Consider the following 25,113-nt stretch of genomic DNA (forward strand, 5'->3'; position numbering starts at 1 on the left):
CAGCTTCGACCGGCAGGATAGCGCCGAATGCTGGGGATCGGGCGCGGAACACTTGCCTTCCGGGGGGCGAGCGGGCCCGGACGGGTCCGCCCGCCGGATCGGCGCTCAGGCGTGCAGCTCGCTCAGGGGCGCGTGGACCGTGAAGGCCTGGCCCTCGTCGACCCAGTTCGCCCCGGCCTGGCCGCCGCGGATCGCGGCGATCTCGCCCGGGTCCGCCGTGAAGGTGTGGGCGCCCGAGCCGGTGTTGTAGAAGCGCTCGACGGTCTCGGCCCCGGTGCCGGCCACGGCCGGGTCGGCATAGGCCTGGAAGGCGACGCCCTCCAGGTGGAAGCTCGGCGCGCTGGCGAGGAGCTGGTCCCGCTCCGTGGTGCTCGCCGTGTAGAAGTGCGTGCCGTTCTGCGTGTCGTAGAAGCGGAACACGTCCACCGTGCCGAGGCCGTCGGCGGGCGTCTCCCAGGCAACCCCCTCGTAGCGGTAGCCCGAGGCGCCGAGGAGGAGCTGGTCGCGCTCGGCCGCGCTGTTGGTGAAGAAGTGGTCCTGGCTGGTGGCGTTGTAGAACCGGTAGGTCTCGCTGAGGTCGGCGACGGATTGCTCCACCGCCGCCAGCGGCAGGAAGATGCCGTTGGCCACCGGCAGGGCGATCTTGTAGCCGTCGCTGCCGTCGACCTCGTTGCCGGTGCCGGCGCCCTCCCCGGCCGCCACGGCGAGGCCGTGGATCTGGAACTCGCGCCCGGCGAGGCGCTGCTCCAGGTTCTCGAAGATCGCCGCCTGGTTCGGGTCGGCGAGGTTGAACTGGTAGTCCTGGTGGAAGCGCAGGTTGCCGTTGGCGTCGGCGCTGGGGAAGTCGGTGGAGATCTCCACGTCGGTCACCGCCCCGGAGACGGTGCCGCTGAGGAGCGCGGGCGCCACCACCGGCGCGCCCTCCGGGTCCTCCACGAAGCCGTCGCGGTCGGCATCGAGGGTGATGTTGGGCAGGAGCGACGGCGCGTCGTTGTCGAAGCCGTGGATGTGCTGCGGGTGGATCTGGCCCGGGGTCAGGCCGCTGGCGATGACGTCGAGGCTGACGCGGCCGGCCGCCCTGTCGAGGTGGAGGATCGCCTCGCCGCTGACCCCCGAATTGTTCGACGGCACCAGCTGGGCGACCACCGTCCCGGTGGCCTCCGCCAGGGCGTTGATCGCCGGGTTCTCCGGGGCGAGCGGCCCGGTGCCGGTGGGCGCGAGGGTGTAGGGGGCGAGCAGGGAGAGCAGGTTCTGCTCGTCGATCAGGGCGGCGCTTATGGCAGAGCTTGTGTTGTTCTGAGTATTCGTTGCCATGGGCTTTCCTCCATGCGGGAGGAGGCACTAGATTTGCCCACCCCGTGGCCCGCATTAACCTATGGCTATTTTTGCGTGGTTTCTATTACGGCGCGATGTTTTGTACCTTTTTCCGAGGCGGTTATTAAAACAGATCAATGCATAACTGTATTCGTTCTGCGGCAAAGCTTTTGCATTGCAGCACGAAGACGGTGTGAAAGTGGACGCTTCCGCGGCCGGGGCGCGGCGTCGCGCCGGCCCGTCGCGCCTTGACCCTCCGGCACGTCCGGCATAAAGAACCATCGTTCGTTTCAGCGGATGCTGTCCTCTTCCGCCGCCGTCCGGCGGGGCGTAGAGGACGGGCACGAGACCACAGGCGTGTGCGGGCCGGCGGGCCCGGGAGGTTTTTCTCGATGACCGATCGTCTGCCCGGCTTCAACACGCGGGCCATCCATGCCGGCGCGGTGCCCGACCCGACCACGGGCGCCCGCGCCACGCCGATCTACCAGACCGCCTCGTTCGTGTTCGACGATGCCGAGCACGCCGCCTCGCTGTTCGGGCTCGAGGCCTTCGGCAACATCTACTCGCGCATCACCAACCCCACCAACGCGGTGCTGGAGGAGCGGGTCGCGGCCCTGGAGGGCGGCACCGCCGCCGTGGCGGTGGCCTCGGGCCACGCTGCCGAGTTCCTGGTGATGCACGCCCTGATGCAGCCGGGCGACGAGTTCATCGCGGCCGACCGGCTCTACGGCGGCTCGATCAACCAGTTCAACCACTCCTACAAGAACTTCGGCTGGAACGTGGTCTGGGCCCAGACCGACGACCCGTCCTCGTTCGAGCGGGCGATCACGCCGCGCACCAAGGCGATCTTCTGCGAGTCGATCGCCAATCCGGGCGGGGTCATCACCGACATCGCGGCGCTCGCCGAGATCGCCAAGCGCCACAACCTGCCGCTCATCGTCGACAACACGATGGCCAGCCCCTACCTGATCCGCCCCTTCGAGCACGGGGCCGACATCGTCGTGCACTCGGCGACGAAGTTCCTCGGCGGCCACGGCAACTCCATCGGCGGCCTCGTGGTCGACGGCGGCACCTTCCCGTGGGCGGGCGACGCGCGCTTCCCGATGCTGTCGGCGCCCAGGCCCGAATATGCCGGCAAGGTGCTGGCCGAGACCTTCGGCAACTTCGCCTTCGCCATCGCCGTGCGGGTGCTGGGCCTGCGCGACCTCGGGCCGGCGCTGGCGCCCTTCAACGCCTTCCTGCTCCTGTCGGGCATCGAGACCCTGCCGCTGCGGATGCAGCGCCACTGCGACAACGCCCTGGCGGTGGCGACCTTCCTGCAGAGCCACCCGTCGGTGGCCTGGGTAAGCTATCCGGGGCTGGAGACCGACAGGTATCATCAGCTCGCCCGGCGCTACACGCCGCACGGCGCCGGCGCGGTGTTCACCCTCGGGCTGAAGGGCGGCTACGCGGCGGGCGTCAAGCTGGTCTCGAACCTGACCCTGTTCTCGCACCTGGCGAATATCGGCGACACCCGCTCGCTCATCATCCACCCGGCCTCGACCACCCACCGCCAGCTCACCGATCCGCAGCGGATCGCCGCCGGCGCCGGGCCCGAGGTGGTGCGCCTCTCGGTCGGCCTGGAGGATCCACAGGATCTGATCGCCGACCTCGACGCCGCGCTCAACGCCTGAGCGGGGCCGTGTTAACCTTCCCTTTACCACGTTGGGCCGAGGCTCGGGTCGCGATCACCGGAGGTGGCGATGTCGGCCTTGGCTTCGATGGACTGGGCGTACGTGGAACAGATCAGCGACGGACTGGCGTTCCTGGCCATCCTGGCGGCCCTGGTCGGGCTCGCGGTGGCCTTCGCCCCCGGGATGCCGGAGCGGCGCCTGGCCGCCCCGGTGAAACGGACGCGCGACACCGGCCGTTATTGACGACACCGTCGGCGGGGCATAGGCCCCCGTCTCACCCCTGTCGCGAGATCGTCCGGCCGCCGATGACGCAGAACCCGCCAGAGAGGCAAGATTCCCCGGAGCCGCAGGCGTCGACAGACCTGCCCGTCGTGCTCCTCGTCGAAGATGACGGCCTGCTTCTGATGGAAGCCGCCGACACCCTCGTGGATGCCGGGTTCGAGGTGCTGGAGGCGAGCCACGCCGACAACGCCCTCTCGGTGCTGGAGAGCCGCGGCGACGTCGACGTGCTGATGACCGACGTGGACATGCCACGCGGCTCCATGGACGGCTTCGCCCTCGCCCGCCTCGTGGCGCATCGCTGGCCCGGCATCCCGGTCCTCGTCGTCTCCGGCATGGGCACGCCCGGCCCGCACGACATGCCCGACGGGGCGCGCTTCATCCCGAAGCCCTACGAGCCCTCGACCCTGGTCCGGACCCTGCGCGCCTTCGCCCGCCGCGCCGCCTGACCACTCCCCCGACCTTCACAGACGGGAGGCCCCGATGGCCACCGAGACCCAGACCCATCGCTTCGCGACCCAGGCGATCCATGCCGGCGCCGCCCCCGACCCCGCCACCGGCGCCCGGGCCCAGCCGATCTACTTCACCAACGGCTTCGTCTTCGAGGACACCCAGCAGGCGGCGGACATCTTCGCCATGCGCCGCACCGGGTTCTCCTACTCGCGCGGCTCCAACCCGACGGTGGCCGCCCTCGAGCGCCGCGTCGCCGCCCTGGAAGGCGCCAAGGCCGCCGTGGCGGTGGCCTCGGGCCAGTCGGCCGTGCTCATGGTGCTGATGACCCTGATGAAGAGCGGCGAGGCCTACGTCGCCTCCTCGCGGCTCTTCGGCGGCTCGCTCGGCCTGATGAACCGCCTTGACGGGCGCTACGACCTCAAGCCGCAATTCACCAAGGGCCTGACCCCGGCCGATTTCGAGGCCGAGATCACCCCGGAGACCCGGGCGATCATCTGCGAATCCATCGTCAATCCCTGCGCCACCGTGATGGACCTGGCCGGGATTGCCGAGGTCGCGCGCCGCCACGGGCTGCCGCTTGTCGTCGACAACACCCTCGCCTCCCCGGCCCTGATCCGGCCGATCGAGCACGGGGCCGACATCGTCATCCACTCGACCTCGAAGTTCCTCGGCGGCTCCGGCCAGACCATCGGCGGCGTGATCTGCGATGCGGGCCGCTTCGACTGGGCCGCGATCCCCGGTCGCTACAACCTGATGAGCGAGCCCTGGGCCGACTATGACGGCCTCGTGCTCACCGAGCGCTTCCCGGACTTCGCCTTCGCCTCGGCCTGCCGCGTCTTCGGCATGCGCGAGCTCGGCCCTGGCCTGTCGCCGATGAACGCCTTCCTGACGCTCACCGGCATCGAGACCCTGCCGCTGCGCATGGAGCGGCACTGTTCGAACGCGCGCGCCGTCGCGGCCTTCCTGAAGGACCACCCGGCGGTGGCCTGGGTCAGCTACCCCGCCCTTCCGGGCCAGGAGGGCGAAGCCATGGCCGCCCGCTACGTGCCGCAGGGTCCGGGCTCGATCTTCACGGTCGCGCTCAAGGGCGGCGAGGCGGCGGCGGTCCAGTTCATCATGGGGCTGAAGCTGATCTCGCACCTGGTGAACATCGGCGAGATCAAGTCCCTGGCGATTCACCCGGCCACCACGACCCACCGCCAGCTCGCCCCCGCCGACAAGGCGGCGGCCAAGGTCGGCCCCGAGACGGTGCGCCTCTCGATCGGCCTGGAGAGCGTCGAGGATCTCATCGCCGACGTCGAGCAGGCCCTGGCACCACTCGGCTGAGGCCCGCCCCTCCCCTCCGGAGGGCCTTGCGCCTCAGGACACGTCGACGCCGATGATGCCGCCCTCCATCGGGGCAGACGCGGATGCCGCACCGGCGCGGGGCGTCCACCACGGCGAAGTCGGTCATCGACCAGACCAGCGCGTGCGCGGCGCGCAGGGGGCGGCCGTCGATCGCCTGTTCGCGGCCCTGGCGAAACGGGTCGCTGACCGGCGCCGCGGCTCGGCCAGGCGTGCCTGCTGCGGCTGCGAGCGGTCCCGCTCCCGCGTCCCGGCACAGGAATCGGCCGCCGGCCGAGCCCTGGCGGTGTCACGGACGACGGACGAGGGCGGCGGTTTTGGCGCTGGAGCCGGGTCTCAGGCCGCGGCGGAGAGCGCCTGCGGGGCCGCCGCCTCGATCCGGTTGCGGCCGAGACCCTTGGCCCGGTACAAGGCCGCATCGGCGCTGGCCAGCATCGCGCTCAGGTCGCTGCGGTCCGGCGCCGCGAGACCGATGCTGACCGTCGCGGGAATGCCGGGGCCCTCGGCCCGCCCGGCCGCCGCGGTGAAGCGGCTGGCGATCAGGGCGCCGCGGCTCAGCGCCTGGTGCCGGTCGCAGTCGGGCAGCAGCGCCGCGAATTCCTCGCCGCCCAGGCGGACCAGCAGCGCGTCGGGGCCCGCGCCCGCACGGGCGGTCTCGGCGAACAGCTTCAGGATCTCGTCCCCTGCCGGATGGCCGTGGCGGTCGTTGATCGCCTTGAAGTGGTCGAGGTCGAAGGCGAGGAGCGCGACGGGGCGGCCCTGCCGCTCCCGCAGGATCCGACTCCCCTGGTCGAAGAAGGCGTGGCGGTTCGCCAGGCCCGTGAGCTGGTCCGTGTGCGACAGGCGCAGGAGGTGCTGCTTCTCCTCCTCGCGCACGAGGGCGAGGAACGACATTGGCATCGCCACCGAATACAGCACGGCCTCGAACATCGTCGCCTTGGCCACGATGGCGAGCATCTCCGGCCCGGACCACTGGACCACGAGCGGCACGACGAAGGCGCGCCCGAGATAGAACGCGGCGTGGAAGGCCAGGATCGAGACCGCCACCGGCCGGGATCGCAAGCCCCGAGCCGTGCGGCTGCGCAGGAGAAGCCACGCGGTCAGGCCGGAGGCCAGCGCGATCGGCAGGGCCGAGACGTGGTTCCAGAAGGCGGTGGGAAAGTGCGCTCCGGCCACCGCCCACAGGACCGCGAGGGCGGCCAGGGCGATGAGGGAGGCGCGGAGGTATCGCCGACCGTCGAGGCTCGCCGCCGCGTTGAGGACCAGGAGGTAGCCCGACATCATCAGGAGGTTGGTCGCTCCCATGCCGACGGCGACGGGCACGTGCCGGCGGTTCATGGCGACGACGCAGCCCAGGACGAAGGCCACGAGCCCGGCGGCCAGGATCGCGAGGCCGCGCGCGCGCGCCGGGTGGGCCTGCCGTTCCCAGAGCAGGAGGGACGTCGACACCAGTAGCGTCCCGACCGTCAGGTACCAGAGGGTTTGGAGATCGATCTGCATCGCTTCGCCTGTCTGGGGCCAAGCTTAACGGCTGCGATCTGTCAGGTCCCTTATGGTTCCATGCCGATTGTCGACATGGTTCGCGCAAGGTTAAGCGCCGCCCGGCGCGCCGGGGCCCCTTGGCCGTGTCGGCGGCGCCCGGGCACCGTCAGGAGGGCGCGGATTCCCGCAGCCCGATGCCGATCACGCCGCCATCCAGGCGGGAGAACCGGATCCCGGCCTTGCGCAGGGTCTCGACCGCCTTCTGCCGGGACTGCTGGGCCGTGGCGTCGAGCTGTTCCTCCATGCGCTTCACCGTCGACAGGGACAGGCCGGACGCCTGGGCGAGATCGGACATGGACCAGTCCAGCAGGGCGCGGGCGGCGCGCAGGTGGCGCCCGTCGATCGGCGGGTCGAGGCCCTCGTCGAACGGCATGCCGGGCGCCGGCGTGGTCGCCTCCAGCGGCGGGGTGAATCCGGCCCAATCCGGCTCTGCAAGGCTCGAATCCAACGACGCGGTGAACTGACGTGCGGTCTCGCCGAACTGGTTCTGCGCGCCCCCCTCCCCGAACAGGACCCGGCTGCGGCGCTGGTCGGCCAGGCGCGCCTGCCGCAGGCTCTCGTGGTCCGTCACGTCCAGGACGACGCCGGCGGCCCCGCGCGGGTGCCCGTCCGGGTCGAAGTAGATCTCGTTTCGCACCGACAACACCCGCATCGCGCCGTCGGGCCGGCGAAACCGCACCGTCTGGCTGCCGAGGGAGGTGCCCTGCATCAGGTCGGTGCCGCTCTCCAGCTTCCCCCGATCCTCCGGCAGGACGAGCCCGACCAGCAGATCGTAGCTCGGCCGCGTGGTCCGGGGATCGACGCCGAGGAGATGGTACAGGCCCGACGACCAGACGTGCTGGTTCTCGGCGAAATGCCACCCCCAGGTGCCCGTCAGACCGTGGCTCTCGATGAGGTTTAAAAACTGGGCTGGAGAGAACTTGAGATTGTCGACGTGCAGATCCTCATGGCCCGCTAAAACTTTCAAATGATAATGTCATCAATCGAGCGGGTCCGCAAATCAGATGAGGCACGAATACATGCAACCACAAGTGAACGAATTTGGCTCTTCCTGATCTCAAACAGCCTTTCTACTTCTGTAATCTCCGTTGTCGCCTCACAAGCACCCTTATCGCGGGACGATTTTTAGTCACTGCGACTGGCATCGGCACGGAAAACCGCGGGCTCGCGTGCATTCGGGTGCGAACGCGCGACGCGTTTCGAGTGTCCGCGGCCTCGAGGCGGGCGGAGAGGCCCGTGAAGTCTCGACCCCCGGCCGCGACGTCTGGACGATGCATCGCCAAGTCCGCCCGCTCCAGGGCGACGGGCGTCGCGGTCGTATTCGATTGTGCAGGAACCTGCCGCCGCGCAGGCGCTGCCCGTGGCAGGCGCGCGCGGGCGCGCAAACCGTCCGTGGGGCGATGGCCCGACTCAGGCCGTCTGCAGGGCGGGCTCCGCATCCGCATCCCCGAGCAGGTCCGGACGGTTGCGCAGGAACCAGGCGACGCGGCTCGCCGGCATCGGCTTTCCGTAGAGATAGCCCTGGGCGTTGGTGCAGCCCCCGTCCCGGAGGAAGGCGGCCTGCTCCGCCGTCTCGACGCCCTCGGCGGTCACGTCGAGGGCGAGGCTGCGGCCGAGCTGCAGCACGGCGGTGACGATGGCGGCGTCGTTGGCGTCGCGCTCCAGGTCGCGGATGAAGCTGCGGTCGATCTTGATCTCGTCCACCGGGAACTGCTTCAGGTGGGTGAGCGAGGCGTAGCCGGTGCCGAAATCGTCCAGGGCGACCCGGATGCCGGAGCCGTGCAGCGCGGCCAGCACGTCGCTGACCCTGTCGCCGTGGCTGCCAAGGAGGACGGTCTCCGTCACCTCGACGCCGATCCGGCTGCGCGCCAGGCCGGCCTCGTCGACGTCGTCCAGGAAGGTCCCGGCCAGGTCGCCCTGGGCGAACTGCGCCGAGGAGAGATTGAGGCAGACGCGGCCGGGATCGAGCCCGAGGCTGGTCCAATGCAGGAGGTCGGCGATGATCCGCCGTCGCAGGACGTCGCCCACCGCGACGCCGATCTCCGGATCGTCGAAGATGGCCGAGAAGGCACCGGGCGCGAGCAGGCCTCGGGTGGGGTGCTGCCAGCGCGCCAGGGCCTCGAACCCGATCACAGCCCCCGAGACCAGGTTGATCTTCGGCTGGTAGTGCGGCTCGAGCCCGCCGCCGCCGTCGAGGGCCGCGCGCATCTCGCGCGTCATCGCCACCCGCTCCTCGATATCCGCCCGCAGGGCCGGCACGAACAGGGTCGCGCGGTTCCGCCCGGAGGCCTTGGCGGCGTAGAGGGCGAGGTCCGCGTTGGTGAACAGGTCGGCCGAGTTCCCGGCATGGTCGGGATAGAGGGCGAGGCCGAGGCTCGCCCGCGGCGCCACGATCCGCCCGCTGATCGGCATCGGCGGGTGCAGCACGTCGAGGATGCGCCGGGCGAGGTCGTGGATGCGGGAGTGCCCCGCCGCATCGCGACCGGGACAGATCACCACGAACTCGTCGCCCCCGAGGCGGGCCACCAGGTCGGTCGGCTCGATCACGCCGCAGAGGCGCAGGGCGACCTCCTTCAGCAGGGCGTCCCCGGAATCGTGCCCGAGGGTGTCGTTGATCTCCTTGAAGGCATCGAGGTCGAGCAGGATCAGGCCGACCTGCGTGGCCTGGCTCTCCGCCTTCGACAGGGCGGTTTCCAAGGTGGCCTGGAACAGCGCGCGGTTGGGCAGGCCCGTGAGCACGTCGTGATGGGCGGCCGAGCGGATCTGGGCCTCGGCGGCCTTGCGGCTGGTGATGTCCACCAGGCTGGAGACGTGGCAGGCGGTGCCGTCGATCTGAACGCTCTCGATCGAGAGGAGCACGTCCCGGCGCTCGCCCGACAGGACGACGATGCTCGTCTCCCAGTCGCGGATCGCCTGGCGCCGCTCCAGCACCGCCTGCATCCGGCGGCGGTCGGCGGCGCCGATGAAGTTCCGGTTCTGGTAGTTCGCCAGGGTATCGCCGGGGGCGAGGCCGAAGAACCGGACGCCGGCATCGTTGGTGCTGACGATCTGCCCGTTGGCGGCCAGGGAGACGACGATCGGCACCGGCACGGCCCGGAACATCGTCTCGAACAGCTCGCGACTCTCGGCGAGCTCCAGGCTCGCCCGGCGCTCCACGTCGGCCGCCGACCATTCGAGGCGGCGCAGGCGGTTCGTCCGGGCGATGTAGAGCAGGACCGTCAGGTGGCCGAGGGCGAGTTCGCTCGCGAGGCCGAGGCTGACCTCGCCGGGGGACCGCAGGGCAAGGATGCCCGCCACGAGGATCAGGGCCGAACCGGTACCGGTGAGCGCCGTCCGGACGAAGCTGAGGGGCACGACGAGCATGAACACGGTCGGCACCAACAGGGCCGCCAGGACCGGGATTTCGGGGCGCGCGGCGCAGAGGGCGCCGAGGCCCACGCCGACGACGACCTGCCACGGCAGGAGCCATCGCTGCAGCGACGCGAAGGCCTTGACCGACCGCAGGGCCACGAGACCGCCGAGCGTCGCCGCGAGGATGGCGAGGTGCGCGACCAGCAGCGTCCGGATCGCGCCGAGGGTCTCGATCAGGCTGAGGTCGTTGACGAGAAGCAGGAGGTCGATCGCGAGGCAGGCGCAGAGGACGGCCCGGGTGTGGCGCAGCGTTCGCGGCAGCCGCTCCGTCCGGAATGCCGCCTCGTGGGCACGGGTGGCGAATTCGCCTGCAGGCGTGATGAGCCGATCGGTCGTCATGGCGAACGACCGTGACACGCAATTCTCGCGCAGGGGTTAAGACCGCCTGTGCTTGGCTCTATTTCACCGGGCGTGGCCGACCGGCCGTCAGGGCTCGCAGCGCGCCGCGCATGGTGCGCACGTCCTGCTCGGTCATGGCCATGCGATGAAGCATGTCGCGCATGTTGCGGGCGATGATGTCCCGCTTCTCCGGCGGATAGAAGTTGGCGGCGGCGAGATTGTCCTCCAGCGTCGCGAACAGCGAGGCCATCGCCTCCCGGGTCGCCGGCGGCGACAGCATCTCGCCGGTGAAGGGCAGCACCGAGAGACCGGCCGCCCGGCGCCACTCGTAGCTCATGAGCAGCACCCCCTGGGCGAGGTTCAGGGAGGAGAAGCGGGCATCCACCGGAAAGGTCACGATGGCGTCCGCACGGGAAACCTCGTCGTTGTCGAGGCCGGAGCGCTCCCGCCCGAACAGGATGCCGACCCGCTGGCCGTCCCGGCCCACGACGTCGCGCATGGCTTCGTCGGGCGCGAAGACCCGCTTCATCTGCCCCCGCTCGCGCGCCGTCGTCGCCAGCACGTAGTGCAGGTCGGCGATCGCCTCGCCGAGGGTGGCGTAGACCACCGCGCCGTCGAGGATATGGGTGGCGCCCGAGGCCGCCTCGCGCACGCCCTTCTTCGGCCAGCCGTTCTTCGGCGCCACCAGGCGGAGCTCCGACAGCCCGAAATTCGCCATGGCGCGGGCGGTCATGCCGATGTTCTCGGCCAGCTGCGGCTGGACCAGGATGATCACGGGCCCGGCCGGGGATCGGGTCGGGTCCATCGGGTCTGCCGGGGTGGGATCGGACGAAAGCGGGCTCATCGGCGCCCTCTTGCATGACCGGGGCGCCTCCGCAAAGGGGGCGTCCCGTCGGGCCGATGCCCCGCCCCCCGGAACGGCCCGCATGCGCCGCGTGCGCACGCCCGACGTCCTCGCCCCCCCGCCCGATCAGGCGGGGCGCCCCGCGAGAGATCCGGTCGCGACAGCCGCCCCGACAGCCCGATCGGAGGCCGGAGCGCTGTCGTCGATGTCTTCCGCGGCGACCGGAGCCCCCGGACTGATCGGCTCGGATGGTGTCGCGCCGAACTTCGAGGCTGTGCGGTCGTGCCGATCCGCCGGAGCCGGGGTTCGGACCGATCAGATCTTTCCGTCGAGACCCATCTGGTAATATTTGTGGATGATCTTGTCCTGGTTCTCCAGGAGCCAGTCGATCGAGGGCTCGTTGGTCATGGCCTTGCGGATCGCCTCGGTCATGCCCCGGCGCTGGATGTCGAACAGCGCCTTGTGGTCGACGGTCTCGGCCTCGATCACGCCCGGGCTGAGCCAGACCGAGCAGATGATGCCGAGGTCGTTGGCCTTCTCCTTCGGGATGTAGCCGGCACGCACCGCGTCGAGCACGCCGTTGGCGATGGCGAACTGCACCGTGCCCATCAGGATCGAGGTGTACTTGCTCTCGGTGACGCTCACTTTCGAGACGCAGAGCGTCACCGGGCGCACCATGATGTCGGTGTTGAGCAGCGCGAAGACGCGGCTGTGGCCGACGACCTGATCACCCGTGAGGGTGGCGAGGGCCGTACCGACCGGACCGTCGAGTTCGCCGATGATGACCTCGGGCTCGGAGGCCGTATTCGGCGGTCCGCCGGCGACCAGGGCCTCGCCGGCGCGAAGGATGATGCGTTCACTCATGGGACTCTCGGGACTCTCTCGCGACGGCGAAGGACGGGACGGCGAAGGCATGGGCCGCGTGGCGGGCAGAATCCGTGTGTCGGCGCCAATGTCCAGCCCCGTGGCCGCATGAGGCCCCGCCCTGCCCCCTGGATCGGAATCCTCCCATCCCGGTCGGTCGAGGCCGGCGGCCGGGACACAGGGCAGCGGGGATGCGGGCGCGCTTCGTGGAATGCAGTAATCCGGCTTTAAGGCTTGGCGTGCATCGCTGGGTGATACGGGATCTCGGCACCGACTGTTCGAAACGACATCAGAGGAACCTTCCCGTCGGACCGTGATGGCAAGGCCAAGCGACCCGCGTCATCAGAACTCGATCGGTTTCGGCACGCCCATGTCCTGCCCCACGTCCTGCGGCGCCCAGAAAACCGGCTGTCTCAGCCGCTTTCGCCGATCTTCGGGCGGGGCGACGGCAGTCGAGTTCGCCCTCGTCATGCCGCTCTTCATTCTGGTGTTCATCGAAATTCTTCAGGGCGGCCTGTACGTCTTCTGCTACGCGGCCCTGGAGAAGGCGACCGCCGATTCCAGCCGGACGATCATGATCGGCGCGCTGACCGATACGGCCTCCACCGCCAACGGATTCCGCAGCGCCGTGGTCTGCCGGAACCTGATCGCGGGCCTGTCCTGCGGCAACATCGTCACCAGCCTGCAGACCACCACCCTGGCCGGGTCGGGCGGCGGCTACTCGGTCTTCGTCAGCCCGGACGAGAAGAGCCTCGTGCCGGTGCCGATGGACAACGCGCAGACGGCGTACTGCACCGGCGCCCCCGGCACCTACGGCTACATCCAGGTCTTCTACGCCGTGCCGGTGTTCAGCCCAGTCTGGATCGCCCTGAAGCTGAACACGACCTGGAACGGGACCTCGGTCGTATTCGCGCGGGCCGCGGTGGCGTTCCGGAACGAGCCGTTCACCACCGCCAGCGTCTCGACCGGGTGCTGACGCCGCCATGACCTGCCAGACCCTCACGCGCTTCGGACGGGATCGACGCGGCATCGCCATCGTCGAGTTCGCGCTGATCCTGCCGCTGCTGATCACGCTCTCGGCGGTGACCTTCGATCTCGTTCGTTACGTCATCTACATGCGCAAGATCGAGCTTGCGGCCAGCACCCTGGCGGATCTCGTGGCGCGCAACGACACCGGCAAGATCACCCAGACCGACATCCTCGCGATCTCCCGCTCCCAGCTGGTCATGTTCCCGGAGGCCATGCAGGCCGCCAGGGACGCCAACGTCTCGGTCTGGACCCTGCTGAAATGGTCGCTGTCGGGGATCCAGTTCACCCCCACCGTCGCCACCTGCACCGCCAACTGCACCTATGCGCCGAAGGTGACCTGGACCTCGGGCCAGAAGCGATCCTGCTCGACGCCGCCGGTCGCCGCGCCCAACACGGCGGGACCGAGCCCCACGACCTTGCCTAGCGACACCTTCGGCCCGGGCTTCCTCGTCGTGGCCGACGTGGTCTTCAGCTACAAGCCCCTCATCCTGCAATCCGTCGTCGGCACGATCGACATCGCGAAGTCCTTCTACTTCGCGCCGCGCTACGTCACGACCATCACCTTCGATTCGAGCGGCGGGATCACCTCCGCCAATGCCTGCCCCTGATCCCCGAGGCATGTCCCATGCGCGCCGACCCCACGCACCGTATCCCTCCGGCCGGGCGCCTGCTGCGGCGCCTGCGCGATGAGCGCGGCGGCAACGTGCTCATGGTCTTCGCCCTGGCGCTGATCCCGCTGATCGGCCTGACCGGGCTCGGCGTCGATTACGTCCGCGGCATCAACTATCGCACCCACTTCGACCGCGCATCCGACGCGGCCACGATCACCGCGATCGCGACCGCCCGCGACTACATCTCCACCAATCCCAAGAACGAGGCGGACCCCACCGCCTCCGCCCTGGCGCTGGCCAGGACCCGCGGGTTGGCCGCCTTCCGGGTCAATGCCGGGCCGATGCTGAACAGCCTGCCCCTGACGCCGAACCTGACGGTGACCCGGACCGGCAACGTGGTGTCGGCGTCCGCCAGCTATGCCTCGAGCTATGAGTCGCCCTTCAGCCGGGCCATGGGCAACCTGACCTCGATCGCGGTGTCGGGCGTCTCGACCTCGAGCCTGACCCTCGGCAATTACACGGATTTCTACCTCCTCCTCGATACCTCGGGTTCGATGGGCTTCCCGACCTCGAGCACGGCGCAGGTGCAGTTCGCCAGGCTGAACCCTGACATGGCCGACGCGAAGGGCAACAACTGCGCCTTCGCCTGCCACTTCACCGGCTCGAAGGGCTTCAACATCGCCAAGAGCAACAACATCGAGCTGCGCATCGCCACGGTGAGCAACGCGGTCCAGCAGCTGATCGCCAAGGCCCAGACCAACCAGACCCTGGTCAATCAGTACCGGATCGGCCTGTACCCGTTCGTGAGCTACCTCGAGACGGCGGCCGACATCACCACCAACCTGGGTTCACTCTCCTCGGTGAACCTGGAGAACTACATGGATATCGGCGACTCGACGGTTCCGCGCGGCAGCGGCGGGACCCACTACGAGAACGTGTTCGCGACCATCAACACCAAGATCAAGGTCGTCGGCGACGGCTCCAGCGCCGCCAAGGCGGTGCCGTTCGTGTTCTTCATCACCGATGGGGTCGGCAACAACCAGTACTGGGACAACAAGAGTGGCTGGACCGGATCGCAGGCCAAGCTGCTCGATCCCTCCCTGTGCAAGACCCTCAAGGACAAGGGCGTCACCGTCTCGGTGCTCTATATCCCCTACGTGCCCCTCGCGACCCCGTTCAACAGCAATGTCGGCTACGAGAACGTCGTGGTGAACGGGCTCATCCCCAGCGTGCCCGGGACGCTGCAGAACTGCGCCTCGTCGGGCTACTTCCGGACCGCGAGTTCGGCCAGCGAGATCCAGGAGGCGCTGAACGCCATGTTCGATCAGGCGACCCGGAAGGCGCGCCTCGTGGCCGGTCCCTGACAGGCCAAACCATTTGTCATGCCCCCGGGGGGAGCCGCCAGCTTCCGCCCCGGGACCACCCGGGCTAAGGACGGCGCCAGACCGGCATCCGGCTTGCGTTCCGCAGGCGTGCGACGTCGGTGAACGCCCCGGTCCAGGAAGGTGTGCTGCAGATGGATAAGATCAAGGTTGCGAACCCGGTCGTCGAGCTCGACGGCGACGAGATGACCCGGATCATCTGGAGCGAGATCAAGAACAAGCTGATCCACCCCTACCTCGATCTGAACCTGGAATATTACGACCTCGGCGTCGAGCACCGCGACGCCACCAACGATCAGGTCACCGTCCAGGCCGCCGAGGCGATCAAGCGCCACGGCGTCGGCGTGAAATGCGCCACCATCACCCCGGATGAGGCCCGGGTGAAGGAGTTCAACCTGAAGGACATGTGGAAGTCGCCCAACGGCACCATCCGCAACATCCTCGGCGGCGTCATCTTCCGCGAGCCGATCATCTGCCAAAACGTGCCCCGCCTCGTGCCGGGCTGGACCCAGCCGATCGTCGTCGGCCGCCACGCCTACGGCGACCAGTACAAGGCCACCGACTTCAAGGTGCCGGGCAAGGGCCGCCTGACGATCAAGTTCGAGGGCGAGGACGGCACCGTCATCGAGCGGGAGGTCTTCAAGTTCCCGAGCGCCGGCGTCGCCCAGGCGATGTACAACCTCGACGACTCGATCCGCGACTTCGCCCGCGCCTCGATGAACTACGGCCTGAACCGCAAGTACCCGGTCTATCTCTCGACCAAGAACACCATCCTCAAGGCCTATGACGGCCGCTTCAAGGATCTGTTCGAGGAGGTCTTCCAGAACGAGTTCAAGGCGAAGTTCGACGCGGCCGGCATCACCTACGAGCACCGCCTGATCGACGACATGGTGGCCTCGGCCCTCAAGTGGTCGGGCGGCTACGTCTGGGCCTGCAAGAACTACGACGGCGACGTGCAGTCCGACACCGTGGCGCAGGGCTTCGGCTCCCTCGGCCTCATGACCTCCGTGCTGCTCACCCCCGACGGCCGGACCGTCGAGGCCGAGGCGGCCCACGGCACGGTGACCCGCCACTACCGCGAGCACCAGAAGGGCAAGGAGACCTCCACCAACTCCATCGCGTCGATCTTCGCCTGGAGCCGTGGCCTCGCCCACCGCGCCAAGCTCGACGACAACGCGGCGCTCGCCAAGTTCGCCACGACGCTGGAGACCGTCTGCGTCGACACCGTCGAGGCCGGCTTCATGACCAAGGACCTCGCCCTGCTCGTCGGCCCCAACCAGCGCTGGCTGTCGACCACGGGCTTCCTCGACAAGGTCGACCAGCACCTCAAGACCGCGATGGCCTAATACGGCTCACCGAAGCCCTAGGGTTCGAGGGAGCCCGGGCGTGCACGGTCTTCGAAGGGCGCGGGATCGAGCGTTCCAGGGTCCTTTGGCGGCCGCACCCGCCCACGCTTCGATCGGGTCGGCACCGGTGGCCAGCTCTCGCTTGTCGGAGCGGCTGCCCGCACGCGTCATCCGGTGAAGACCGACGCAGAGCACCGCGTCATCCCGGGGCCGCAGCGCGGAGCCCGGGATGACGGAGCGGTGGCCTCGGTGAATGACCCAGCGGACTGACACCGGAGATCGCTCGGATCGGGCGGTCGTCGGCAGCTCGTCCGCCGCGACCTGGCGAACCGTCACGATGCGGGCCGCGCCGCCTCGGCGTTGCGCTTGCGGGTGGCGGCGGCCTTCTTGGCGGAGGCCGAGCGCTCTTCCGGCGTCCGGGCAGCCGAGGCTTTCCCCCCGACCCGTCCGCCGCGATGCGACGCCGGATGGCTGCTGGCCTTGCCGCGCCCGGAGCCGCCGGGCTTCTTGCCGCCGCCATCGTCCTTGTTGACGGTCGCCCAGGCCCGCGCCTCGGCCTCCTTCTCGGGCACGCCACGCCCCTCGTAGGATTCGGCGATGTGCTCCGCCTTGCGGATCTGCTTGTCGGTGTATTTCGACTTGTCGCCCTGGCTCATCGCGAACCCTCTCCGCTGGACGGCCCGGGCGAGGCATCAGCCGAGCGCGGCGGGCCCGTCGAGAATCGCCCGAACCCGGCGGACCAGGTCCGTCCGGCGGTAGGGCTTGTTCAGCAGATCGAACTCCGAACCCCCGGCATCGGTTCGCTCCAGGCTCGCCTCGGCGTAGCCCGTGGTGAGCAGGACCTTGAGCTCCGGCCGCCGGCGCGTGGCTTCGCGCCCCAACGCGATGCCGTTCATCCCGCCGGGCATGATCAGGTCGGTGAACAGGAGGTCGATGGGGTTCCCGCTCTCGAGCACCTCGAGGGCCTCGCGCCCGTTCTGCGCCATCAGGGTGCTGTAGCCGAAATCCCGCAGGATGGTGCGGGCGAGCTCGGCCACGTCCTCCCGGTCATCGACGATGAGGATCGTCTCGGTGCCGGACCCCTCCTGGGGTCCGACCGTGGACGGCGCCGCTTCGAGCACCGCGGTCTCGGTGGCCGGGAAGGACAGGCGCACCACGGTCCCCTCCCCCAGCATCGATTCGATGCGGGCGGCGCCGCCCGACTGCTTGGCGAAGCCGTAGACCATCGACAGGCCGAGGCCGGTGCCCTTGCCCTCCTCCTTGGTGGTGAAGAACGGGTCCATGACCCGGGCGAGGACGTGGGCCGGGATGCCGCTGCCGGTATCGGTCACGCTGATGGTGACGTAGCGGCCGGGTGCCAGGGGACCGGCCACCTCGCCGGTGATGACGTGGTTCTCGGTCTTGACCGTGAGGCGGCCGCCCTCCGGCATCGCGTCGCGGGCGTTGATGAAGACGTTGAGCAGGGCGACCTCGGCCTGGTTCGGGTCGACCCGGCAGTTCCACAGGTCCGGGCTGAGGTCGAACCCGAGGCTCACCGTCTCGCCCAGCGTCCGGCCGGCCATGTCGGCCATGCCCTGGACCAGGGCATTCAGGTTCACGGAGCGGCCCTCGAGGCGCTGCTTGCGGGCGAAGGCGAGGAGCTGCTGCGTCAGGGTGGTGGCGCGCTCGGCGGCGGTGCGGATGTTGTCGGTGGCCCGGCGCAGGCGGTTGCGGTCGGCCGACGGATCGTCGAGGCCGGCGCCCAGGATGTCGACGTAGCCGACGATGACCTGGAGCAGGTTGTTGAAGTCGTGGGCGATGCCGCCGGTGAGCTGGCCCAGCGCCTCCATCTTCTGGGCCTGGCCCAGGGCCTCCTCGGCGTCCCGCCGGCGGGAGACGTCGAGCTGCGAGGCGAAGAAGTACACCAGCGTTCCGCCCGCGTCGTAGATCGGCGAGACGAACAGCGCGTTCCAGAACGGGGTGCCGTCCTTGCGGTAGTTGACGATCTCGGTGGCGACGTTCTCGCGGGCCGCGATCGCCCGGGCGAGCTCACGCACCGCGCCGCGATCGGTGTCCGGCCCCTGCAGGAAGCGGCAGTTGCGGTCCAGCACCTCGTCGCGGCCGTAGCCGGTCATCTCCAGGAAGGCGTCGTTGGTGAAGATGATCGGATTGTCGGGCAGGCGCGGGTCGCTGACCACCATCGGCATGCGCGAGGCCGCCACCGCGTTGAAGAAGAAGGCCGCTTCCGGCGAGATCGGGGTTTCGGCCGAGGATCGGATCGGGTCCTGCGCGAGCGCCCCGTTCGGCGGCATCTTGGGCGTGTCGATCATCGTCGCGCAATCACATCGGCGGGGCTTCGCAGGCGAAACCTGACAGGCCGCCCCTAACACGGGTCAAACACCCGGCGCCATCATCGTTCCCTGTACCCATCCCCGCATCCGCGGCGCACCATGACGATTTGGCGAGGTGCGCCGCGCGCTGGGATGCGCGCGGCGACACGGGGGGTCAGCGCTGCTCGGTCTCGAAGCGGACGCTGTTGACGTTGGCCCGCTCGAAGGCCTGCATTACGTGCTGGTAGGAGCGCTCCATCTCGGTGGCCTCGACGCCGTCGATCTCCTCGGGCTTCAGCACGAACATTAGCATCGAGCGTCCGGTGACCTCGTAGGTCGCGCCGATCGGCTTGCTCACCACGTCCTGGCTGTCGGGCAGGTTCGTGTCGAGGAGCCGGGTCCAGCCGACGCCGCCCACCGATTCCGGCAGGGTGAACGACACGAGGTCGTGATAGGCGTTGTAGAGCAGCAGCAGGGTGGCGTCGCCGCCGCGCTGGTGGATACCCGAGGCCTGGGCCCGTCCGTCGAGAAGCACCGCGAGGGAGCGGGCGTCACCCTGCGTCCAGTTCTCTGGCGACATCTCGGTGCCGTCCGGCTTCAGCCACGTCACGTCCTTGATGCCGAACTCCTCGTCGTAGGCGCCCGTCAGGAAGCGGCCGCGGGTGAGGATCGGCAGCGCCTCGCGCAGCAGGGTCAGGCGCTGCGTGAACTCGGCGAGATCCCGCTCCTCCGGACCGACGGCCTCCCAGTCGAGCCAGGAGATCTCGTTGTCCTGGCAATAGGCGTTGTTGTTGCCGTTCTGGGTCCGGGCGAACTCGTCGCCCGCCAGCAGCATCGGGGTGCCGCGGGAGAGGAACAGCGTCGCCAGCATGTTGCGCATCTGGCGCAGCCGCACCGCGCGGATCTCCGGATCGTCCGTCGGCCCCTCGGCGCCGTAGTTGTTCGAGAGGTTGTGCGAATGGCCGTCGCGGTTGTCCTCGCCGTTCGCGATGTTGTGCTTCTCGTTGTACGACACGGTGTCGTTCAGCGTGAAGCCGTCATGGGCGGTGAGGAAGTTCACCGAAGCCCAGGGCTTGCGCCCGCGCTTGTTGAACTTGTCGGCCGAGCCGGTGAGCCGGGCCGCGAGATCCGGCAGCATGCCCTCGTCGCCGCGCCAGTAGCCGCGCACGTCGTCGCGGAAGCGGTCGTTCCACTCGGCCCAGCCGGGCGGGAAGCCGCCGACCTGGTAGCCGCCCGGACCGCAATCCCACGGCTCGGCGATCAGCTTGACGCTGTTCAGCACCGGGTCCTGCCGGCAGGTGTCGAGGAAGCCGCCGCCCTCGTCGAAGCCGTGCGGCTCGCGGCCCAGGATGGTGGCGAGGTCGAAGCGGAAGCCGTCGACCCGCATCTCGGTGGCCCAGTAGCGCAGGGAGTCGGTCACCAGCTGCAGCACGCGCGGGTGCGACAGGTTGAAGGTGTTCCCCGTGCCGGTGTCGTTGATGTAGTAGCGCGGCTCCTTGGGCATCAGCCGGTAGTACGAGGCGTTGTCGACGCCCTTGAACGAGAGGGTCGGGCCCTTCTCGTTGCCCTCGGCGGTGTGGTTGTAGACCACGTCGAGGATGACCTCGAGGCCGGCGCCGTGCATGCGCGCTACCATCTCCTTGAACTCGGAGAAGGCGAAGTCCGGCACGGCCGAGTAGCGCCGCGCGGGGGTGAAGAACGAGATGGTGTTGTAGCCCCAGTAGTTCACCAGCCCCTTCTCCTGCAGGTAGTCGTCCTGCACGAAGGCGTGGACCGGCAGGAGCTCCACCGAGGTGACGCCGAGGCTCTTGATGTAGTCGAGCACCGCCGGTGTGCCGAGGCCCGCATAGGTGCCGCGCAGCTTCTCCGGCACGGCCGGATGCAGCTTGGTGAAACCCTTCACGTGGGTCTCGTAGAAGATGGTCTTCTCCCACGGCACGTGCGGCTTGCGGTCCCGACCCCAGGTGAAGGCCGGGTCGATGACGCGGGAGCGGCGGGTGAAGGGCGCGGAATCGCGCTCGTCGTAGGTCAGGTCGTCGCCGCTCTCCATCTGGTAGCCGAACAGGGCCGGGTTCCAGGTGATGGAGCCGACCAGGCCCTTGGCGTAGGGGTCGATCAGCAGCTTGTTGGGGTTGAAGCGGTGGCCCGCCTTCGGCTCGTAGGGGCCGTGGACGCGGTAGCCGTAGATGGTGCCGGGGCGCGCGTCGGGCAGGTAGCCGTGCCAGATCTCGTCGGTGTACTCGGGCAGCTCGATTCGCTCGATCTCGTTCACGCCGTCATCGTCGAACAGGCAGAGCTCGACCTTGGTGGCGTGGGCCGAGAACAGGGCGAAGTTCACGCCCAGGCCGTCCCAGTTCGCGCCGAGGGGATAGGGCGAGCCTTCCTTGATGCGCGAACGTTTGGCGCGGCCCTGCGGGGTCGAGCGGTCCGCGGGATTCGTCGTGTCGGCCATGTTCGCTCCGGGCGGTATCGATGGGTGCGTCGAGACAGGGCGATGCGCGTCGCCCCGTCTTGGAAACCTGGACAGGAACGCTCACGCTTCGCCGGAAGGTCCGCCACGGGGCAAATCTTTTTGCATCGCACGGCGCAACGCCGCGCAACCGCTTCCACGCCGCGTGCGCTTGCGGCAGAACCGGTGTGGCAAGCGTGCGAATGACGGGCGGCGGGGGCCGCCCGGGGCGAGGAGAGCGGCGCATGATGGATCAGCCCAACGGCCTGCAGGGAATCGCCGATCGCTACCGGGTCAGCCTCGATGCCGTGCGCCATCTCGCCCAGGCGCTCGAGTCCGGCCATGGCCGGATGGCGCAGTTCAACCATCCCGAGCTCGGCGGCTTCGGCCAATGGTCCGGCGCCGGCATGACCATGATCGGCGACATGTTCAACGCCGACCTGAAGGCCCGGGTGGACGCCCTCTGCACCACCCTGGCCGCGGCGCTGCCGGCCGGGGCCTGGTCGGAGGTGCCGCGCGGCGCCGGGGCGCCCTGGCCCCTGGAATGGGGTGCGCCGGCCACCGCCGGATCGCAGAACGGGATGCGCTACGCCTACTTTCCGGGCCAGAGGCGCCTGGTGGTCGAATCCGAGGGGCGGGCCGCGATCTACGATACCGGCGACCACACGATCAGCGGCGTCTCCCAGCAGCAGGGCAGCGCGACCGGCCTGCGCTTCTCGGGCCCCGGCGGGCCCGTCGACCTCGCCAGCCTGAAGCGCCTCGACGAGGCCGAGCGCGGCGAGGCCCGCCCCTTCGCGCCCGAACCGTTCGAGGCCGGTCCTCCGCAGGGCGAGGCGTCGCCGCAGGGCAGCGCCGCGCCGGTGGCCGGCAGCGACGTCCTGTCGACGATCGAGCGCCTGTCGGAGATGCGCCGCAAGGGCATCCTCACCGAGGGCGAGTTCACCGCCAAGAAGGCCGAGCTGCTCGCACGCCTCTGATCGCCCGATTCTGACTCACCCCGGTTCCGAACCACCCCGGTTCCGAACGACGCGGGGTGGATCGCCCGGGGGACGCGCGCGTTGGCCCCGGGCCGACGCCGCGCACGGGACGCGGATCGCGGCTGAGCTCCCGCAAGGCTGATGGCCCGACCCCGCGACCTCCTCGACGTCTCGACGATCTACCACGAGCCCGCCGTGCCGGATTACCCGCGCGGTCAGGCGATCCTCGACCGCTTCCCGCAGGCCGAGCGCATCGTCGTGCCCTCGCACTGGAACATCCCCAGCCTGCACGGCAATGCCGGCTCGGTGGAGGATTGGGTTCGGATCAAGCGCTCGACCCTGGTGCTCGGGGTGAAGAAGGGTCTTGCCATGCGGCCCAACGGGCGCAGCGCCCACTTCATCGCGCCCTCGACCTCGAACGGCTGCGCCATGGCCTGCGCCTACTGCTACGTGCCCCGGCGCAAGGGCTTCGCCAACCCGATCTCGCTCTTCGTCAACGTCGAGGCCGTGGCCGCCGCCATCGCCCGCCACGCCGCCCGCCAGGGCCCGCTGCCCGAGCCCGATACGATCGATCCCGCCCTCTGGGTCTACGACCTCGGCGAGAACGGCGACCTCTCGGTGGACGCCATGGTGAGCGACACGGTGCGGGACCTCGTGGCGCTGTTCCGGGACATCCCCAACGCCAAGGCGTCCTTCGCCACCAAGGCGGTGAACCGCGATCTCCTCGCCTACGATCCCCAGGGCAAGACCCGGATCCGCTTCTCGCTCATGCCCGAGCGCATCGCCCGCATCGTCGACGTCCGGACGGCCCCGATTCCCGAGCGCATCGCCGCCATCGACGACTTCGTCGCCGCCGGCTACGAGGTCCACGTCAACTTCTCGCCGGTGATCCTCTACGAGGGCTGGGAGGCCGACTGGACGGCCCTGTTCGCCGCCATCGACGATGCGATCGGACCGGCGGCCCGGGCGCAGCTCAAGGCGGAGATCATCCTGCTGACCCACAACGCCGACCTGCACGCGGTCAATCTCGGCTGGCACCCCAAGGCCGAGGACCTGCTCTGGCGGCCGGACATCCAGGAGGCGAAGGTCTCGGAGGGCGGCGGCGCCAACCTGCGCTACCGCACCGGCTGGAAGGGGAAGTGGCTCGCCCGCTTCAAGGCGCTGCTCGCCGAGCGCATGCCGTACTGCACGGTGCGGTACGCGTTCTGAACCGGCCCGCGCCCGGCCTTCGTCGGGCGCCGGTCCGACCGGTCAGGCTGCCCCCGTCTCAGCCCCAGACCATCTCGCCCGTGGCGACCTTGGCGCCGATGTCGAGGGCGATGTCCATGCCGAGGCCCGGGAAGCGCGCCTGCATCGTCGCCTTCAGCGCGGCGGCATCCCCGCCCGCCGCGAGGGCCTCCTCGAAGGCAAACAGGTAATCGCGGGTGAAAGCGAGGGCCGAGCCGTCGGTGGCGGCCTTCACGGCGAGATGGCCCGGCACGACGACGGAGGGCCTGCGCATGGCGAGCCGGCCGAGTTCGGCGATCCAGGCCGCGCGGGCGTCCGGGCTCGGCGTATCGGCGGTCCAGACGTGAACGCCGGAGAAGACGAGCACCCCGCCGAACATCGCGTCCAGCGCCGGGACGTAGAGGGTGCGGCGGTTGGGCAGGCCCGCCGCGGTCAGGATCTCGACCGTCTCGCCGTCGACCGCCAGCGCGGCGCCGTCGAAGGCCGTGGGCATGACCACGTCGGCCCGCGTCCGGGGACCCTCGCCTCCCGGCCGCGGAGCCCAGGCGGCGATCTTCGCGTCGACCGAGCGGGCGATGGCCGACACGGTCTCGGACGCGGCGAGCACCCGGGCCTCCGGGAAGGCCTCGCAGAGGGGCTTCAGGCTGAAATAATAGTCGGGATCCGACTGGCTCACATAGATCGTCGTCAATCGCTTGCCCGTTGCGGCGATCGCCGCCGCGACGTCCCGGCCGTCGGCGAAGGTGAAGCCGCCGTCGATCAGGATCGCTTCGGTCGGCCCTTCGAGCAGCACCGGAGCGCGGAAGAAGCCGTTCGGGCCGGCCGGAAAATGCGTCAAGGCCAGCCCGGGCGCGGGCATCCCGACCGGCGGCAGCGCGCTGGTCGCGTCGAGGCTGATCTGCGTCATGGTGTTTCCCCCGATCCGGCCCGAAGCTCGGCCGCAAGTCTGTCCCGGTCGCCGAAGAGGATGCCGCCCGGCAGGCGTCGGGCGCCCCGCTCGTCCGCGAGGACGAGGGTGGGGACGCCCCGGGCACCGAACCGGGCCATCATCCGGGTCGCGTCCTCGATCCGAGCGCGGTTCGCCGCCCGCAGCGCCGCGTCGGGCTCCGCCAGCGGGGCGGCGGCCTCCGCGAAGCCCGCGCGGGCGAGCACATCCGCCACGACGGCGCGATCCGCGGTGTCCCGGCCCTCGACGTAGCGGGCGTGCTGGAGCGCGCTCAGGCCTTCGACCTCCCGGCCGGCCTGGGTCGATCCGATGGCGACGAGGCCGAGGGTGGCCGCGGCCGAATCGAAGGCGACGCCGGGCGTCCCGAAGATTAGGGCGTGATAGGCGTCGCTGAACGGTTGCCCGGTCTGCAGCCTGATGCGCTGGTCGTTCTGCCAGACATATTCCGCGAAGGCGGCGTCCATCGGCTGCCCGCCATCGCCCGCGAACAGGCCCGTGGGCGCGAGCTGCAGGCTGACCGTCTCCGACCGGGCGATCCAGGCCAGCGCCGGGGCGGCGCCGTAGCACCAGCCGCACAGGGGATCGAACAGATAGGTCAGCTGCATGGGCCAGGACCTGACGCGTGCATGCGTAAGCGCCGGAAGAACTGAATTAGCGGCGCTAATTCAGACGAGCGCAGCTTTAGCGACCGACTTTGCGCAAGACGAGTCCAATTTTGGAATGGGAGCCCCGCCCCGAACGCGGCAGCCGGCATCGGCCGCGCGCTGCGGGCTC

General features: G+C 69.6%; 21 protein-coding genes. 10 read left to right on the plus strand and 11 right to left on the minus strand.

Annotation, left to right across the window (positions count from 1 at the left end; translation table 11 throughout):
- Positions 1-105: 105 nt before the first annotated feature.
- Positions 106-1,314, minus strand: coding sequence for a CHRD domain-containing protein (locus CRT23_RS04890; RefSeq protein ID WP_103708832.1), 1,209 nt, complete (start codon positions 1,312-1,314; stop codon positions 106-108).
- A 392-nt stretch (positions 1,315-1,706) separates the two neighbouring features.
- Between CRT23_RS04890 and CRT23_RS04895 the strand changes: the two genes are divergently transcribed.
- The 4 genes from CRT23_RS04895 to CRT23_RS04905 all read left to right on the plus strand — a co-directional run bounded on the left by CRT23_RS04895 (position 1,707) and on the right by CRT23_RS04905 (position 5,045).
- Positions 1,707-2,987 carry an O-acetylhomoserine aminocarboxypropyltransferase gene (locus CRT23_RS04895; protein ID WP_103708833.1) on the plus strand — a complete coding sequence of 427 codons (1,281 nt, stop codon included), beginning with the start codon at positions 1,707-1,709 and terminating at the stop codon, positions 2,985-2,987.
- A gap of 69 nt (positions 2,988-3,056) precedes the next feature.
- A complete protein-coding gene (locus CRT23_RS28360; RefSeq protein ID WP_181017255.1) occupies positions 3,057-3,230 on the plus strand; it encodes a hypothetical protein in 174 nt (57 codons plus the stop codon).
- 62 nt (positions 3,231-3,292) lie between these two features.
- Positions 3,293-3,715: a response regulator gene (locus CRT23_RS04900; RefSeq protein ID WP_055952112.1), complete on the plus strand. Its 423-nt coding sequence runs from the start codon at positions 3,293-3,295 to the stop codon at positions 3,713-3,715.
- Between the two features lie 34 nt (positions 3,716-3,749).
- Positions 3,750-5,045 carry an aminotransferase class I/II-fold pyridoxal phosphate-dependent enzyme gene (locus CRT23_RS04905; protein WP_055952109.1) on the plus strand — a complete coding sequence of 432 codons (1,296 nt, stop codon included), beginning with the start codon at positions 3,750-3,752 and terminating at the stop codon, positions 5,043-5,045.
- Between the two features lie 354 nt (positions 5,046-5,399).
- Here CRT23_RS04905 and CRT23_RS04910 read toward each other — a convergent pair whose 3' ends face one another.
- The 5 genes from CRT23_RS04910 to CRT23_RS04930 form a co-directional block, all read right to left on the minus strand.
- Complete coding sequence (locus tag CRT23_RS04910) at positions 5,400-6,563, minus strand: GGDEF domain-containing protein (protein ID WP_103708834.1); 1,164 nt, start codon at positions 6,561-6,563, stop codon at positions 5,400-5,402.
- Between the two features lie 148 nt (positions 6,564-6,711).
- Positions 6,712-7,572, minus strand: a complete 861-nt coding sequence (locus CRT23_RS04915; protein ID WP_103708835.1) for a PAS domain-containing protein — start codon at positions 7,570-7,572, stop codon at positions 6,712-6,714.
- Positions 7,573-8,015: 443 nt separating this feature from the next.
- Positions 8,016-10,373 carry an EAL domain-containing protein gene (locus tag CRT23_RS04920; protein WP_181017256.1) on the minus strand — a complete coding sequence of 786 codons (2,358 nt, stop codon included), beginning with the start codon at positions 10,371-10,373 and terminating at the stop codon, positions 8,016-8,018.
- Positions 10,374-10,413: 40 nt separating this feature from the next.
- Complete coding sequence (locus tag CRT23_RS04925) at positions 10,414-11,160, minus strand: RNA methyltransferase (protein WP_103708837.1); 747 nt, start codon at positions 11,158-11,160, stop codon at positions 10,414-10,416.
- Positions 11,161-11,514: 354 nt separating this feature from the next.
- Positions 11,515-12,063, minus strand: a complete 549-nt coding sequence (locus CRT23_RS04930; RefSeq protein WP_055952093.1) for a formaldehyde-activating enzyme — start codon at positions 12,061-12,063, stop codon at positions 11,515-11,517.
- Between the two features lie 370 nt (positions 12,064-12,433).
- Here CRT23_RS04930 and CRT23_RS04935 point away from each other — a divergent pair, with 370 nt between their 5' ends.
- From CRT23_RS04935 to CRT23_RS04950, 4 genes are all read left to right on the plus strand, one after another.
- Entirely contained in the window at positions 12,434-13,039 is a 606-nt protein-coding gene (locus tag CRT23_RS04935; RefSeq protein ID WP_280137541.1) for a TadE/TadG family type IV pilus assembly protein, read from the plus strand.
- A gap of 7 nt (positions 13,040-13,046) precedes the next feature.
- Positions 13,047-13,700: a TadE/TadG family type IV pilus assembly protein gene (locus tag CRT23_RS04940; RefSeq protein WP_103708838.1), complete on the plus strand. Its 654-nt coding sequence runs from the start codon at positions 13,047-13,049 to the stop codon at positions 13,698-13,700.
- Positions 13,701-13,717: 17 nt separating this feature from the next.
- The gene (locus CRT23_RS04945; RefSeq protein WP_103708839.1) at positions 13,718-15,067 is read left to right on the plus strand and encodes a pilus assembly protein TadG-related protein; all 1,350 of its coding nucleotides are present in this window, start codon (positions 13,718-13,720) and stop codon (positions 15,065-15,067) included.
- Positions 15,068-15,219: 152 nt separating this feature from the next.
- On the plus strand, positions 15,220-16,431 hold the full coding sequence (locus CRT23_RS04950) for an NADP-dependent isocitrate dehydrogenase (protein ID WP_055952081.1): 1,212 nt from the start codon (positions 15,220-15,222) through the stop codon (positions 16,429-16,431).
- A gap of 332 nt (positions 16,432-16,763) precedes the next feature.
- Here the strand turns inward: CRT23_RS04950 and CRT23_RS04955 are convergent, their stop codons facing one another.
- The 3 genes from CRT23_RS04955 to glgX all read right to left on the minus strand — a co-directional run bounded on the left by CRT23_RS04955 (position 16,764) and on the right by glgX (position 21,192).
- Entirely contained in the window at positions 16,764-17,087 is a 324-nt protein-coding gene (locus tag CRT23_RS04955) for a plasmid stabilization protein (RefSeq protein ID WP_103708840.1), read from the minus strand.
- A gap of 36 nt (positions 17,088-17,123) precedes the next feature.
- Complete coding sequence (locus CRT23_RS04960; protein ID WP_103708841.1) at positions 17,124-18,740, minus strand: histidine kinase famiy protein; 1,617 nt, start codon at positions 18,738-18,740, stop codon at positions 17,124-17,126.
- 175 nt (positions 18,741-18,915) lie between these two features.
- A complete protein-coding gene (gene glgX / locus CRT23_RS04965; RefSeq protein WP_103708842.1) occupies positions 18,916-21,192 on the minus strand; it encodes a glycogen debranching protein GlgX in 2,277 nt (758 codons plus the stop codon).
- 242 nt (positions 21,193-21,434) lie between these two features.
- Between glgX and CRT23_RS04970 the strand changes: the two genes are divergently transcribed.
- The gene (locus tag CRT23_RS04970; protein WP_103708843.1) at positions 21,435-22,166 is read left to right on the plus strand and encodes an SHOCT domain-containing protein; all 732 of its coding nucleotides are present in this window, start codon (positions 21,435-21,437) and stop codon (positions 22,164-22,166) included.
- A 141-nt stretch (positions 22,167-22,307) separates the two neighbouring features.
- Positions 22,308-23,375 (plus strand): spore photoproduct lyase family protein, encoded by a 1,068-nt coding sequence (locus tag CRT23_RS04975; protein WP_103708844.1) that lies wholly within the window; start codon positions 22,308-22,310, stop codon positions 23,373-23,375.
- Between the two features lie 58 nt (positions 23,376-23,433).
- On the opposite strand, the gene CRT23_RS04980 is transcribed toward CRT23_RS04975, so the two are convergent.
- Positions 23,434-24,252: an MBL fold metallo-hydrolase gene (locus tag CRT23_RS04980; RefSeq protein ID WP_245435983.1), complete on the minus strand. Its 819-nt coding sequence runs from the start codon at positions 24,250-24,252 to the stop codon at positions 23,434-23,436.
- A gap of 44 nt (positions 24,253-24,296) precedes the next feature.
- Positions 24,297-24,944 carry a DsbA family protein gene (locus tag CRT23_RS04985; protein ID WP_103708846.1) on the minus strand — a complete coding sequence of 216 codons (648 nt, stop codon included), beginning with the start codon at positions 24,942-24,944 and terminating at the stop codon, positions 24,297-24,299.
- Positions 24,945-25,113: the final 169 nt, after the last annotated feature.

The organism is Methylobacterium sp. V23 (assembly GCF_002917135.1).
In the GTDB taxonomy this organism is placed as follows: domain Bacteria; phylum Pseudomonadota; class Alphaproteobacteria; order Rhizobiales; family Beijerinckiaceae; genus Methylobacterium.